Genomic DNA, 12475 nt, shown 5'->3' on the forward strand with positions numbered 1-12475 from the left:
GCCTAAGACCACACCACCCTCAAGCCAGGTTGACTCGCCGGTCAGGCGCGTCGCAGCCGAAGGCTCACGGAGTTGATGCAGTAGCGCTGATCAGTGGGTGTGTCGTACCCCTCGCCTTCGAAGACGTGGCCCAGGTGACCGTCGCAGTTCATGCAGCGCACCTCGATCCGGGGGCGCCCAGGGATGGAGCGGTCCTCGAGGTAGCGGACGCGCTCCTCCGCCAGGGGAGCGAAGAAGCTGGGCCAGCCACAGTGGGAGTGGAACTTCTCGGCGCTGCGGAAGAGCTCGGCGCCACAGCCGCGGCACTCGTAGATGCCCTCGTCCTCCGTATCGGTGTACTCGCCCGTGAAGGGCATCTCCGTGCCGGCCTCGCGCAGCACGTGGTACTCGAGCTTGCTCAGTTGCTGCCGCCACTGCGTGTCGGGCTTGGTCAGCGGGGCCACGTAGTCGTTCATGTGCCCATCGTAGAGTCAGCGGACAAGCCGCTCAGCCGTCGTCGCTGTCCAGATCGTCCACGGGAAGCTGGGTCGGCGTGCCATCCAGGAGCTCCATCGCGCCGAAGGCGTACCTGGCCAGGATCAGCTGCCGCAGATGGGGGCTGTCCCCGATGGGGGCGGTCACCGCGATTGCGCCGGCCCGCAGCGCCGCCTGCGCGTGGGCCTGGTAGGAACCCGACGGCGTGAGGAAGAGGCTGCCGACCGCGATGTGGCGGCGGCCCTGCGATCGCAGGGACGAGATGGCGGAGGCTGTCGCGCGGCCGGTGCCGTCGTCGACAGCCAGTTGGACCGGGAGCCGGTGATGTGCGGCCCACTGGCGTGCGCGACGGGCGAGCAGGGACGCACCGCGGACGTCACCGCCCTGGGGTGCGGCGAGGACCAGGCCGTCGATCTCGAGGGCCCCGCCCCGGTGCAGCGCCTCCCTGACCCGTTCATCGAGGATGTTGAGCACCTCGGTGGCGGGGCCGACCGGACGCGCGACCGCCAGATGGATGTCGGGGGAGTGAATGATGCCGTCCAGCGTCGTCGGATGGGTCGCGGCGGAGGTCAGGTCGAGCGGGATGAGGACAGCCTCGGCGACATCACGACTGACGAGCCCGGCAATGACGTCGGTCAGCGCAGGCTTGCCGTCCCCGAGCCGTGCCAGCGATATCCGCAGATCCGGTCGCGACGCCTGCAGTGATGCGGAGATCGTGTGGAGGGTTTCGGACACCGCCGGTTCGTCGGGTCCGGCGGCCACGAGCACGATCGCCGGTGCAGTCATCGCCTCACTCTCGATACAACACCGACGCCGTGGGTTCACGGCGTCGGTTGACTAGGGGTGGGCGATGGCGGTTTCGAACCGCCGACCTCTTCGGTGTGAACGAAGCGCGCTACCACTGCGCCAATCGCCCTAGCGTTGCGAGAGTCTAATAGAACCGCGCCGCTGACGCGAATCGTGGGGTGGCTTGGGGCGATTTGGCATCGGAAAAATGGTGCGCTAGAGTTCTCAACGCGCCGAACGAGGGGCCCGACAGGGAGCCGAAGTGAAGCGATGCGGACGTGGCTCAGTTGGTAGAGCATCACCTTGCCAAGGTGAGGGTCGCGAGTTCGAATCTCGTCGTCCGCTCGGGGGTTTGTCTCTCCTAGCCCTACTCGGGAGGGCAAGACTCCACTCGGTGGAGTGGCCGAGAGGCGAGGCAACGGACTGCAAATCCGTGTACACGGGTTCAAATCCCGTCTCCACCTCGGGCGGTTGGCGCAGTGGTAGCGCGCTTCCTTGACACGGAAGAGGTCGCCAGTTCAAACCTGGCATCGCCCACCAACAAGATCCCCCGCGAGGGGGATTTTTGTTTTCCCCGGGTTGTTCAGTCGTCGACGACCGGACGAGACCGCAAGAGTCGGAGGGCCCGGAAACTCGACAGCCGCGCGCGCAGTGCCTCAGCGCCGTTGACCCTGACCTCCTCGTAGGCGAAGACCGGCAGCCGCCAGCGGAAGCGCAGGGCCAGCAGGCGCAGCACGAACCCCGTCACCAGCGTGGCCACCACGGCCGCGTTCTCCTGGACCCCGAAACGAAGCAGCGCGACGAACAGGAGTGCTGAAAGCACGGATACCGACGCGTAGAGCTCCTCGCGTAGGACCAGCGGTACGCGGTCGCACAGGAGATCGCGCAGGATGCCACCCGCGACGCCCGTGAGTACCGCGGCGACCACCGCGATCGTGACACCGTGGCCCATCTCGAGTGCCACCCGCGCACCGAGGATAGAGAACACCACGAGACCGAGCGCGTCGAGCACGAGGAAGAGCTGCCGGAAGTAGTTCATCAGCCCCGCGACGGAGACGGTCAGGATGGCGGCCGCCATGACGAGCAGTACGTACTGGGGGTCGCGGACCCACACGAGGGGGTAGTGGCCCAGCAGGACGTCACGCAGCGATCCGCCGCCGAGCGCCGCGACGAACGCCACCATCGTCACCCCGAACAGGTCCATCCTCTCCCGTCCAGCGGCGAGCGCTCCCGTCACGGCCTCCGCGGTGATACCGATGGCCCACAGAATCGTCAGCACATCCGACTCCCTTCCGCAGGACATAATGCCTGAAGCTCGACCGCGACGATCGTCGTCGTCGAGGCCTATAGTTCGGCCGTGGCCCGAGTCAACCCCGTCGTCCTAGTGCTGATCGCCATCGCGTCAGTGCAGTTCGGCGCGGCCGTTGCCAAGGGAATCTTCACCGCCGCGCACCCCGCCACGCTGTCGTTTCTCCGGGTGACGATTGCGACGACCGTGTTTCTGGTGATCGCGCGTCCTCGGTGGTCCGGGCGGACCCTGCGTGACTGGCTGCTGGTGCTGGGCTACGGCCTATGCCTCGCGGGGATGAACCTCGCGATCTACCTCAGCTTCGCGCGGATCCCGATCGGAGTGGCCGTCACCCTGGAATTCGTCGGGCCACTCGCCCTGGCCGTGATCGGGTCGCGACGCCTGATCGATCTGGGGTGGGTCCTGCTCGCGGCCATGGGCGTCGGGCTCCTCGGTGCGCTTCCGATCGGGCTGGATCCGGTTGGCGTGGCGCTGGCGCTGCTGGCCGGAGCGATGTGGGCCGGCTACATCGCTCTCGCGGGGCCGATGGGGCGACGTTGGGAAGGGCTCAGCGGTCTCACCACCGGGAGTCTGCTCGGCTTTGTCATTCTGGCCGTCCCCGGCCTTCTGCTGGCTGGTGACTCCCTGGGACGGAGCAGCGTGTGGGCGACGATGGCCCTGGTGGCACTGCTCAGCACCGTCATCCCGTACGGACTGGAACTGCACGCGCGGCGCAGCATCAAAGCCTCGACGTTCGGCATCCTGATGAGCATCGAACCTGCCGCGGCCGCGATCTTCGCGTGGCTCGTGCTGGGGGAGTGGCTCGGTTGGGTGGAGTGGCTGGCGATGGCCTTGGTCATCACAGCCTCCGTCGGCGCGGTACGGGGTGCCCATGTGACGCGTCGGCCGGCTGGTTAGCGGTCGACGCCCGGCTGGGCGTCGTGCCCCGGAGATTTGAGCAAATGAGATGGGTCAACAAATCCAAACGCTGTTACCGCGGCGTGTCGCAGCGTTGACCCATCTCACTTGCTCAACTCCTTCCCAGCCCGGCAGTCATTTTGTGGTCGAGGTGGGGGGTGTAGGACAGTTGGCGCATGAGTAGTTTCGTCGTCCAGCACAATCCGCACGTGCTGCCGGCCGCCGACAGGGAGCGCCTCATGGCCGATCCCGGGTTCGGCAAGGTGTTCTCCGACCACATGGCCTGGGCCGCCTGGACCCCGGAGCGCGGATGGCATGACCGGTCGATCCGGCCGTACGGGCCCCTGCAGCTCGACCCGGCGTCGGCGATCTTCCACTACGGCCAGGAGGTCTTCGAAGGGCTGAAGGCCTACCGGCATGCCGACAGCAGCGTCTGGGCGTTCCGGCCGGAGATGAATGCTGCCCGGATGGCGGCATCCGCCACCCGGCTTGCACTCCCACCGCTGAGCGAGGGCGACTTCCTCGACTCCATCCAGGCCCTCGTCGAGACCGACCGCGACTGGGTGCCGGGCGGCGAGGAGCAGAGCTTCTACCTTCGTCCCTTCATGATCGGGGTGACTCCGGCGATGGCGGTCAAGCCCAGCCGGCACGTGCTCTACGCCGTCATCGGCTCACCCTCCAGCCCGTACTTCGAGGCGGGTGTACGGCCCGTGTCGATCTGGCTGACGCGCACCTACGCCCGGGCCGGGGCGGGCGGCACCGGGGCCGCAAAGTGCGGTGGCAACTACGCGTCGTCGATGGCGGCCCAGCTCGAAGCTGAATCCCAGGGGTGCGACCAGGTGGCCTTCGTCGACGCAGGGTCGCCGGCCAGCGTCGAGGAGTTGGGCGGCATGAACATCATGGCGGTCACCCGCGACGGTGAACTCCACACGCCGCAACTCACCGGCACCATCCTTCCGGGCGTCACCCGCGCCTCCATCCTCGACATCGCAGCCGACCACGGTCTCCGTGTCGTTGAGCGCCGCATCCCGGTGTCCTCCCTCCTCGACGACATCGATGCGGGCACTGTCGCCGAACTGTTCGCGTGCGGCACCGCCGCGGTCATCACGCCCATCAGCCAGCTGAAGGACGACTCGGGCGTGCACCGGGTGGGCGACGGCCAAGCAGGGCCGATGACGTTGGAGTTGCGCCAGCACCTCACCGACCTGCAGTACGGCCGACGGCCCGATGACCGGGGCTGGCTGCGTCGGCTGGTCTGAGGATGCCCAGGTCCAAGGGCGCAACGCCTGCGCTGAAGGCGCTCGCATCGTCGGGAATCGCGCACACCCTGCACGAGTACCACCATGACCCCCGGTCGAACAGCTACGGGTTGGAGGCTGCCTCCGCGCTCGGCGTGGAGCCAGAGCGGGTGTTCAAGACGCTGGTGGCCACCGACGGTACCCGACTGGTCGTCGGCATCGTGCCGGTCCATCGGCACCTGGACCTCAAGGCGCTGGCGGCTGTCCTCGGCGTCAAGCGACTGTCCATGGCTGATCCGGCCGAGGTTGAGCGTGCCACGGGCATGGTTGTGGGTGGGATCAGCCCGGTGGGCCAGAGGAAGGCACTGTCCACCGTCCTGGACGGTTCAGCGAGCGACCACGAGACGATCCTGGTGTCCGGAGGCCGGCGCGGCCTCGACGTCGAGCTCGCTCCGGGCGACCTGGTCGAGGTGGCAGGAGCCGTGGTCGCGGAGATCGCCGCGGGGTAGGCTCGCATCATGACGCACCACGTGAGCCTGACCACGAACGAGTCTGAGAACCGCTTCGAGCTGCACCACGGCGACGAGCTCATCGGACGTATCGACTACGAGATGAGCGGCGACGCCATCGACCTCACGCACACCGAGGTGGATCCCGATCACGGCGGCCAGGGGTACGCGCAGCGTCTGGTTGAGTACGCCCTGACCCACGCCCGCGAGCGGGATCTGTCGGTCAAGGCGTCGTGCCCCTACGTCGCCAAGTACCTCGACCAGCACGACGAGCACGCGGATCTGCGAGCCTGACCGACGCGGCACGAAGTGACGTGACGCACGTCAGAGGGGCACAATGGGCACGGTAACCACGCGCCCGACAACCCTTGGAGTCAACGATGAGTCAGTCCGTCACCGTACGCCGCAACGACAACGCGGAACAGGTGGAGCTGACCGGCACGACAACGGGCCTCGACCTGTTCGGTCAGGACCGCTCCGTCGTCGCGATGCGGCTGGGCAACGAGGTGGTCGACCTCCAGCGTGAGCTCAGCCCCGGCGACGAGGTCGAGCCGGTGCTCATCGACAGCCCCGAGGGGCTGAGCATCCTGCGCCACTCCGCCGGCCACGTGACGGCTCAGGCGCTGCAGAGCCTGCATGTCGACGCCAAGCTCGGGATCGGCCCGCCGATCACCGACGGCTTCTACTACGACTTCCAGACCTCCCCGCTCACCCCTGAGGACCTTAAGGCCATCGAGAAGAAGATGGGCGAGATCGTCAAGGCTCGGCAGCGGTTCGTCCGCCGGGCGGTCAGCGACGACGAGGCTCGCCAGGAGCTCTCGAACGAGCCCTTCAAACTCGAACTCATCGAACAGAAGTCGAGCGCGTCCGACGACGACGGATCCTCGGTCGAGGTCGGCAGCGGTGAACTCACGATCTACGACAACGTCCTGCGTGATGGCACCGTCGCGTGGAAGGATCTCTGCCGCGGGCCGCACGTACCCCACACCGGATACCTCGGCAACGGCTGGGCGCTGACCCGGACGTCGGCCGCCTACTGGCGCGGTGATCAGCGCAATGCGGGCCTGCAGCGCGTCTACGGCACCGCGTGGCCGTCGAAGGACGAGCTGCAGGCCTACCGGACGAGGCTGGAGGAGGCCGCCAAGCGCGACCACCGCCGGCTCGGCACGGAGCTGGATCTCTTCAGCTTCCACGAGATCATCGGCTCCGGCCTACCGCTGTTCCACCCCCGCGGCGGCGTCATCAAGCGCGCCATGGAGGACTACGTCCGGGCCCGGCACATCGAGGAAGGGTTCGACTACGTCGGGACGCCCCACATCGCCAAGGAGGAGCTGTTCTACACCTCCGGCCACCTGCCCTACTACGCCGACGGCATGTTCCCTCCGCTCCTGGAGGACGCCGAGCGCGATGATCAGGGCAACCTGGTCAAGGGTGGCAACGCCTACCGGCTGAAGGCCATGAACTGCCCGATGCACAACCTCATCTTCTCGTCCCGCGGGCGGTCGTACCGCGAGCTGCCGCTGCGGTTCTTCGAGTTCGGCACCGTGTACCGCGATGAGAAGTCCGGCGTCGTGCAGGGACTGACGAGGGTGCGCTCCATCACCCAGGACGACTCCCACAGCTACTGCACCAAGGAGCAGGCGCCCGAGGAGGTTCGCCACCTGCTCCGTTTCGTGCTGTCCCTGCTGACCGACTTCGGCCTGACCGACGTGGCACTCGAGGTGTCCACCAGGGACGAGGACGGGAAGAAGAAGGACAAGTTCATCGGCTCGGACGAGCAGTGGGCGGAGGCCACCGAGATCCTCGACGCCATCGCCCACGAATCCGGACTCCCCGTCGTCGCCGACCCCGGGGGAGCTGCCTACTACGGTCCGAAGATCTCCATCCAGGCGAAGGACGCGATCGGGCGCATCTGGCAGATGTCGACCATCCAGTACGACTTCAACCAGCCGGAACGGTTCGACCTGCAGTACACGGCCTCCGACGGCTCGCACCAGCGTCCCGTGATGATCCACTCGGCGAAGTTCGGGTCGATCGAACGGTTCATGGGTGTGCTGATCGAGCACTACGCGGGGGCGTTCCCGGCGTGGCTCTCGCCCGTGCAGGTCACGGCCATCCCTGTGGCCGCGGAGTTCGACGAGTACCTCGGCGGGGTCGTGGACCAACTTCGCGCCCAGGGCGTCCGCGTTGATTTCGACACCTCCGACGACAGGTTCGGCAAGAAGATCCGCAACGCGACGAAGGACAAGGCGCCGTTCATCCTGATTGCCGGAGGCGACGACAGGGACGCCGGGTCCGTATCCTTCCGGTTCCGCGACGGGTCGCAGCGCAACTCCGTGCCGGCCGACGAGGCCGTGCGCATCATCGTCGACTTCATCGAGTCGCGCTCGAACGAGTCGCCGACCGCAGGTGAGTGACGTGGAGCAGAGCGACTCCCTGCCGGGGGTGCCCGACGCCTTCCAGCGCCTGTGGACCCCGCACCGGATGGTCTACATCCGCGGCGAGGGGAAGCCTGCGTCGACGGGGGAGTGCCCCTTCTGCGTGTCCCCGCAGCGCTCCGATGAGGACGGCCTCGTGGTGGCGCGCGGCGAGCACGCCTACGTCGTGATGAACCTCTTCCCCTACTCTCCGGGGCACCTGCTGGTCTGCCCCTACCGGCACGTGCGTGACTACACCGACCTCACCACGGATGAGACCAGGGAGGTCGCCGAACTCACCCAGCAGGCAATGCGCGTGCTCCGCCGCGTCTCCAACCCCCACGGGTTCAACCTGGGCATGAACCAGGGGGAGGTGGCGGGAGCCGGCATCGCAGCGCACCTCCACCAGCACGTCGTGCCCCGCTGGGCCGGTGACATGAACTTCATGCCGGTGGTGGGCCGCACCCGCGCGCTGCCGCAGCTGTTGGGTGACGCCCGGTCCCAACTGGCCGAGGCCTGGGGCCTCTGACGTGGATACGGTCGCCCTGACCTGGGCGGTCGGGCGCCGTATCCCGCGTCGTGTCGCGGACCTGGTCGCCCGCATCGTCGCTCCCGCAGCGGCCCTGATGTCGCTGCCCGCGGTGGATGCGTGGGCCGAGAGCGTCGAGATCGCCACCGGCCGAGCGCCGACACCACGGCAACGGCGGCTCCTGCTGCAGGCCTGGATCCGCAACAACCTGTGGTCGCTCAGCCTCGCCCGGTGGAGTACCGACGAGGTGTTGGCAACCGTCGCGGTCGACGACGTCGACGTCGCGCGCCTCCGCGACTCGCTGGCGGGGCCGGGGCTGGTGGCGGCGCTCCCGCACATGGGGTCCTGGGACTTCGCGGGGGCCTGGGCCTCCCGCATGGGAATGTCCGTGGTGAGCGTCGCGGAACGGCTTCCGCGGGGTCTCTACGAACGGTTCTCCGAGGCGCGCAGGGGGATGGGGATCGACATCTACCCCGTCGACCAGCCCGACGTCGTGAGGCTCCTGACCGACGACGTCCACGCCGGACGACTCGTGTGCCTACTCGCCGACCGTGACCTGTCCAGCAGGGGCGTCCTCGTCCCCTGGCCCGGCAGTGGCCGAGACGTTGCGGTGGCTCGGGGGCCCGCCCATGTCGCGTTGCGCAGCGGTGCGGATCTCCGCGTCGTGACCACCCACTTCGACGGGCCACGGCTCAGGATCGAGGTGTCCGAGCCGGTCGAGGGGGAGTCGGTCGAAGAACTCATGGCCGGGGTGGCGCGGGTCTTCGCGGACGCAGTGTCGCGCCATCCGGAGAGCTGGCTGATGCTCCGGCGGGTGTTCCGGTGAGCAGCGACCTCACGGTCGCGTTGGTCTGCCCCTACTCGCTCGATACACCCGGGGGCGTGGCCACACACGTGCTGGGGCTTGCCCGCTGGCTGCTTCGGGAGGGGCACCGGCCCACCGTCATCGCGCCGGGCACCAGGGAGGTCGACGCCGGGGTGCCGCTGACGCTGCTCGGCCGGGCCACCGGGTTCCGGTTCAACGGGTCGGTGGCCGAGTTGGCCGTCCGGCCGGCCCAGGCGCGCATGGCGGCACGGGCCGTGCGCGGGGCCGACATCGTCCACGTCCACGAGCCGCTCACGCCGGGCATCGGGTACGCCGCGAGCCGCGCCGCTGAGCGACTGGTGGTCACCCACCACGCGTCCTTTCCCGCCGGCCCGCTGAACCCACTTGCGCGGCTGCGGTCGAGGCGACTGAACCCCCGCGTGCGGATAGCGGTGTCTGACGCCGCAGCGGCAACTGCGCGGTCTGTGACGGGCATCGATCCCGTGATCATCCCGAACGCCATCGAACTCCCGGGCATGCCCGTCGAGCGCTCGGGGCGCCCCCGGGTGGTGTTCCTCGGCCGCCTGGACGACCCTCGTAAGGGGTTCCAGGTCTTCGCCCGGGTCGCCGGACTGGTCCAGGAGGCCGAGTTCGTGGCGATGGGCCCCGGTGCCGCCCGCAGCCCGGACGTCCACCACCTCGGCCGGGTCAGCGACGCCGTGCGCCTCGAGGTCCTCGGGTCCGCGGACATTCTGCTCGCGCCCAACCTCCACGGGGAGTCCTTCGGTCTCATCCTGGCCGAAGCGCTGGGCTGCGGCGCGGCCGTCGTCGCGTCTGACCTGCCCGCCTTCAGGGCGGTGGCCGACGATCACCGGGTGGCGTCGTTCTTCCCCGTCGGCGACGCCCGCGCGGCGGCGACGGCGGTGCGTCGGCGCTTATCAGACCCGATCGATCCCATCCTGGCCTGGCGATCGGCGCAGCGCTTCGGCTGGGATCAGGTGGGCCCGCGCGTCCTCAGCGCCTACCGGGCCGCTGGCGTAGGCTGAGGGACGTGCACGTGCCAACGCCAGTCCAAGAGTGGGACACCGACGCTGTCTTGACCGTGCCGAACGTGCTGTCCTTCATCCGCCTCCTCGGCATCCCCGTCTTCTGCTGGTTGATTCTGGCGGGGCACGACGTCTCCGCTGTTGTCCTCCTCATGGTCTTCGGCGTGACCGACTGGTTCGACGGCTTCCTCGCCAGGCGCCTCAAGCAGCGCAGCGCGCTCGGCGCGAAGCTCGACCCGGTCGCCGACAGGCTCTACATCCTCGCCGCGGTCATTGTGCTGGTGATCCGCGGCATCGTCCCGTGGTGGTTTCTGGTCATCCTGCTGGCCCGTGACGTCATGTTGGCGCTGCTGGTCCCCGCGCTGAAGAGACACGGCATCGTCGCCCTGCCCGTCAATAGGGTCGGCAAGCTCGGCACCATGCTGCTCCTGGTCGCCTTCCCCCTCATCCTTCTCGGTGCAGAGAGCTCCCTGGGCTGGGAGTGGGCGCACTGGACGGGCTGGGCGTTCGCGTGGACCGGTGCGGCCGCCTATTGGGCTGCGGGCACGCTCTATGTGCGAGCCACGATCCAGCTCAACCGGAGCGACCCATGAGGCGTCCCGACGCCAGCATGAGCCTCCTCACGGATCTCCAGGCGGACGCGTTGGAGCCCGGGTACCGAATGAACCGGCACCGCCCTCCCAGCCGCGCCCGCCTGCTACTGGCCGTGGGGCTCGTCGCGGCGCTCATCACGGTCGCGCTGCTCCAGACGACGCGCGGTGCGGGGGCCGCGGAGACCCAGCGCAGCGAACTGCTCGAGCGCGTGTCGGCGGCACGCAGCCGCCAGTCGGACCTCAACGAGCAGGTTGCCAAGCTCGACACGGAGATCCGCGGGTTGAGCGAGCTCGAAGACCCGGCGGAGCGCGAGGAGCTGCAAACCCTCGAACTGGCGGCTGGAGCCGCCGGCGTCGAGGGGCCTGGGATCGTCGTCACGGTGTCAGACGACCCGGGTGCCACCGGTAGCCAGGGACTGGTCCTGGACGGCGACCTCAGCAGGCTCGTCAACGGACTGTGGCAGGCTGGCGCCGAGGCCATCGCGGTCAACGGGCGGCGGATCTCCACGCTCACACCGATCCGGGCCGCTGGGGCGGCCATCACCGTCGACTTCGTGTCGCTCAGCCCGCCCTACCGCGTCGAGGCGATCGGCGACCCAGCCACCCTGCAGGCCCGATTCAACGAGACCGCGGGCGCTTCATGGTGGCAGTTCATCACCATGAACTACGGTCTCACCATGACCATCGCCCAGGCCGACGGAGACCTCGTGCTGCCCCCTGACCCGGGCCAGGCCGTCCGGCACGCGAAGCGACGATAGAGGAGGCGACATGTTTGCAGTACTGGGACTGATCGCGGGGATCGTGGTGGGGCTGATCGTGCAGCCGACGCTCCCACCGGTCCTGGCGCCCTACCTACCCATCGCGATCGTCGCCGCGTTCGACGCCATCCTGGGTGCGACGCGCGCCTACCTGGACGGAATCTTCTCCGACCGCGTCTTCCTCGTCTCGTTCGTCTCCAACGTCCTCATCGCGGGGTTGATCGTGTTCGTCGGGGATCAGATCGGGGTGGGGTCGCAGCTGTCGACCGGCGTCGTCGTCGTGCTCGGCATCCGTATCTTCACCAACGCCGCGGCCATCAGGAGGGCGCTGCTGCATGCCTGACCAGGACACGCCGCGTCGTGCGAGCGAGCAACCCCAGCGCAGTCTGCTGCGGGACTTTCTGCGACCCAGCAAGGGGCAGGCCGTCGTCGGCCTGGTCCTGTTTCTGACGGCGCTGTCGGTGGTGCTGACGCTGCGCGCCCAGTCGGCGCAGCCGGAGTTCACCAACGTGCGGCAAGCCGACCTCATCCAGCTCCTCGACAACGTCACGTCGGAGACTCGCCGACTCGAGGACGAGGTGCGTGAACTGGAACTGGCCCGGACCGAACTGCTCAGCGGCGCCGACCGCGACCAAGCAGCCCGCGAGGAAGCAGCCAGGCGCCTCGAGCAGGCCCAGATCATCGCCGGCACGGTGCCGGTGGCCGGGCCCGGTGTCCGCATCGAGATCGCCGATCCGGAGGGACGGATCAGCGCGGAACTCCTGTTGGATGCGGTCGAGGAGTTGCGCGACGCGGGTGCCGAAGTTATCGAGGTCAACGACGCTGTCCGGCTGGTGATGGGCTCCTGGTTCGGCACGGACGACACCGGCGCCATCACGGTCGACGGCGTCGTGATCAGCGCACCCTACGTCCTGGAGGCCATCGGGGACGCCGCCACCCTCGAGGCGGGCGCGAGGTTCCGCGGTGGGCTGGTGAGCGAGGTCGAGGGGGAGCGCGTCGGCGGCAGTGTCACGATCGAACAGCTTCCCGAGATCGCCGTGGACACCGTGGTGTCGCCGGAAGTGAACGAGTTCGCCCGCCCCCGTTAAACGGCCTTGCCTGTGAGTGCTAAGTT

Annotated in this window: 15 protein-coding genes and 4 tRNA genes; 15 read left to right on the forward strand and 4 right to left on the reverse strand. The window is 68.4% G+C overall.

From position 1 onward, the window contains the following. Nucleotides 1–41: 41 nt before the first annotated feature. The 3 genes from msrB to RPIT_RS05600 all read right to left on the reverse strand — a co-directional run bounded on the left by msrB (nucleotide 42) and on the right by RPIT_RS05600 (nucleotide 1390). On the reverse strand, nucleotides 42–455 hold the full coding sequence (gene msrB, locus RPIT_RS05590) for a peptide-methionine (R)-S-oxide reductase MsrB (protein ID WP_077341433.1): 414 nt from the start codon (nucleotides 453–455) through the stop codon (nucleotides 42–44). Nucleotides 456–486: 31 nt separating this feature from the next. Further along, on the reverse strand, nucleotides 487–1260 hold the full coding sequence (locus RPIT_RS05595; protein ID WP_077341435.1) for a sirohydrochlorin chelatase: 774 nt from the start codon (nucleotides 1258–1260) through the stop codon (nucleotides 487–489). Between the two features lie 58 nt (nucleotides 1261–1318). Further along, nucleotides 1319–1390 (reverse strand) — tRNA-Val (locus RPIT_RS05600). Nucleotides 1391–1532: 142 nt separating this feature from the next. Here RPIT_RS05600 and RPIT_RS05605 point away from each other — a divergent pair. The 3 genes from RPIT_RS05605 (at nucleotide 1533) to RPIT_RS05615 (ending at nucleotide 1800) form a co-directional block, all read left to right on the forward strand. Beyond that, a tRNA-Gly gene (locus RPIT_RS05605) sits at nucleotides 1533–1605 on the forward strand. A gap of 48 nt (nucleotides 1606–1653) precedes the next feature. Then, nucleotides 1654–1724, forward strand: a tRNA-Cys gene (locus RPIT_RS05610). A 1-nt stretch (nucleotide 1725) separates the two neighbouring features. Continuing rightward, nucleotides 1726–1800 (forward strand) — tRNA-Val (locus tag RPIT_RS05615). A gap of 43 nt (nucleotides 1801–1843) precedes the next feature. Here the strand turns inward: RPIT_RS05615 and RPIT_RS05620 are convergent. Beyond that, nucleotides 1844–2539, reverse strand: a complete 696-nt coding sequence (locus RPIT_RS05620; RefSeq protein WP_226996347.1) for a trimeric intracellular cation channel family protein — start codon at nucleotides 2537–2539, stop codon at nucleotides 1844–1846. Nucleotides 2540–2617: 78 nt separating this feature from the next. Here RPIT_RS05620 and RPIT_RS05625 point away from each other — a divergent pair, with 78 nt between their 5' ends. The 12 genes from RPIT_RS05625 to RPIT_RS05680 all read left to right on the forward strand — a co-directional run bounded on the left by RPIT_RS05625 (nucleotide 2618) and on the right by RPIT_RS05680 (nucleotide 12449). Continuing rightward, complete coding sequence (locus RPIT_RS05625; RefSeq protein WP_218121565.1) at nucleotides 2618–3466, forward strand: EamA family transporter; 849 nt, start codon at nucleotides 2618–2620, stop codon at nucleotides 3464–3466. Nucleotides 3467–3642: 176 nt separating this feature from the next. Continuing rightward, nucleotides 3643–4725, forward strand: coding sequence for a branched-chain amino acid aminotransferase (locus RPIT_RS05630; RefSeq protein ID WP_077341441.1), 1083 nt, complete (start codon nucleotides 3643–3645; stop codon nucleotides 4723–4725). A gap of 2 nt (nucleotides 4726–4727) precedes the next feature. Continuing rightward, nucleotides 4728–5213 (forward strand): Cys-tRNA(Pro) deacylase, encoded by a 486-nt coding sequence (ybaK, locus tag RPIT_RS05635; protein WP_077341443.1) that lies wholly within the window; start codon nucleotides 4728–4730, stop codon nucleotides 5211–5213. A 9-nt stretch (nucleotides 5214–5222) separates the two neighbouring features. After that, nucleotides 5223–5507 (forward strand): GNAT family N-acetyltransferase, encoded by a 285-nt coding sequence (locus RPIT_RS05640; RefSeq protein WP_077341445.1) that lies wholly within the window; start codon nucleotides 5223–5225, stop codon nucleotides 5505–5507. A gap of 86 nt (nucleotides 5508–5593) precedes the next feature. After that, nucleotides 5594–7630, forward strand: coding sequence for a threonine--tRNA ligase (thrS, locus tag RPIT_RS05645; protein WP_077341447.1), 2037 nt, complete (start codon nucleotides 5594–5596; stop codon nucleotides 7628–7630). Next, complete coding sequence (locus RPIT_RS05650) at nucleotides 7623–8159, forward strand: HIT family protein (RefSeq protein WP_226996348.1); 537 nt, start codon at nucleotides 7623–7625, stop codon at nucleotides 8157–8159. The genes thrS and RPIT_RS05650 overlap by 8 nt, the downstream gene beginning before the upstream one ends. Before the next feature lies 1 nt (nucleotide 8160). Further along, the gene (locus RPIT_RS05655; RefSeq protein WP_077341449.1) at nucleotides 8161–8985 is read left to right on the forward strand and encodes an LpxL/LpxP family acyltransferase; all 825 of its coding nucleotides are present in this window, start codon (nucleotides 8161–8163) and stop codon (nucleotides 8983–8985) included. Then, nucleotides 8982–10010, forward strand: coding sequence for a glycosyltransferase family 4 protein (locus RPIT_RS05660; protein ID WP_093664807.1), 1029 nt, complete (start codon nucleotides 8982–8984; stop codon nucleotides 10008–10010). Before RPIT_RS05655 ends, RPIT_RS05660 begins: the two co-directional genes overlap by 4 nt. Before the next feature lie 5 nt (nucleotides 10011–10015). Next, nucleotides 10016–10603, forward strand: coding sequence for a CDP-alcohol phosphatidyltransferase family protein (locus RPIT_RS05665; protein WP_077341454.1), 588 nt, complete (start codon nucleotides 10016–10018; stop codon nucleotides 10601–10603). Continuing rightward, the gene (locus tag RPIT_RS05670; protein ID WP_077341457.1) at nucleotides 10600–11361 is read left to right on the forward strand and encodes a DUF881 domain-containing protein; all 762 of its coding nucleotides are present in this window, start codon (nucleotides 10600–10602) and stop codon (nucleotides 11359–11361) included. Before RPIT_RS05665 ends, RPIT_RS05670 begins: the two co-directional genes overlap by 4 nt. A gap of 10 nt (nucleotides 11362–11371) precedes the next feature. After that, nucleotides 11372–11704, forward strand: coding sequence for a small basic family protein (locus RPIT_RS05675; protein ID WP_077341459.1), 333 nt, complete (start codon nucleotides 11372–11374; stop codon nucleotides 11702–11704). Then, nucleotides 11697–12449: a DUF881 domain-containing protein gene (locus RPIT_RS05680; RefSeq protein ID WP_077341461.1), complete on the forward strand. Its 753-nt coding sequence runs from the start codon at nucleotides 11697–11699 to the stop codon at nucleotides 12447–12449. The genes RPIT_RS05675 and RPIT_RS05680 overlap by 8 nt, the downstream gene beginning before the upstream one ends. Nucleotides 12450–12475 lie beyond the last annotated feature (26 nt).

Source organism: Tessaracoccus flavus, from assembly GCF_001997295.1.
Taxonomy (GTDB): domain Bacteria; phylum Actinomycetota; class Actinomycetes; order Propionibacteriales; family Propionibacteriaceae; genus Arachnia; species Arachnia flava.

Coding starts and splice junctions, on each gene's coding strand:
- msrB (WP_077341433.1), bottom strand. CDS start 455: ATGAACGACTACGTGGCCCCGCTGACCAAGCCCGACACGCAGTGGCGG.
- RPIT_RS05595 (WP_077341435.1), bottom strand. CDS start 1,260: ATGACTGCACCGGCGATCGTGCTCGTGGCCGCCGGACCCGACGAACCG.
- RPIT_RS05630 (WP_077341441.1), top strand. CDS start 3,643: ATGAGTAGTTTCGTCGTCCAGCACAATCCGCACGTGCTGCCGGCCGCC.
- ybaK (WP_077341443.1), top strand. CDS start 4,728: ATGCCCAGGTCCAAGGGCGCAACGCCTGCGCTGAAGGCGCTCGCATCG.
- RPIT_RS05640 (WP_077341445.1), top strand. CDS start 5,223: ATGACGCACCACGTGAGCCTGACCACGAACGAGTCTGAGAACCGCTTC.
- thrS (WP_077341447.1), top strand. CDS start 5,594: ATGAGTCAGTCCGTCACCGTACGCCGCAACGACAACGCGGAACAGGTG.
- RPIT_RS05670 (WP_077341457.1), top strand. CDS start 10,600: ATGAGGCGTCCCGACGCCAGCATGAGCCTCCTCACGGATCTCCAGGCG.
- RPIT_RS05675 (WP_077341459.1), top strand. CDS start 11,372: ATGTTTGCAGTACTGGGACTGATCGCGGGGATCGTGGTGGGGCTGATC.
- RPIT_RS05680 (WP_077341461.1), top strand. CDS start 11,697: ATGCCTGACCAGGACACGCCGCGTCGTGCGAGCGAGCAACCCCAGCGC.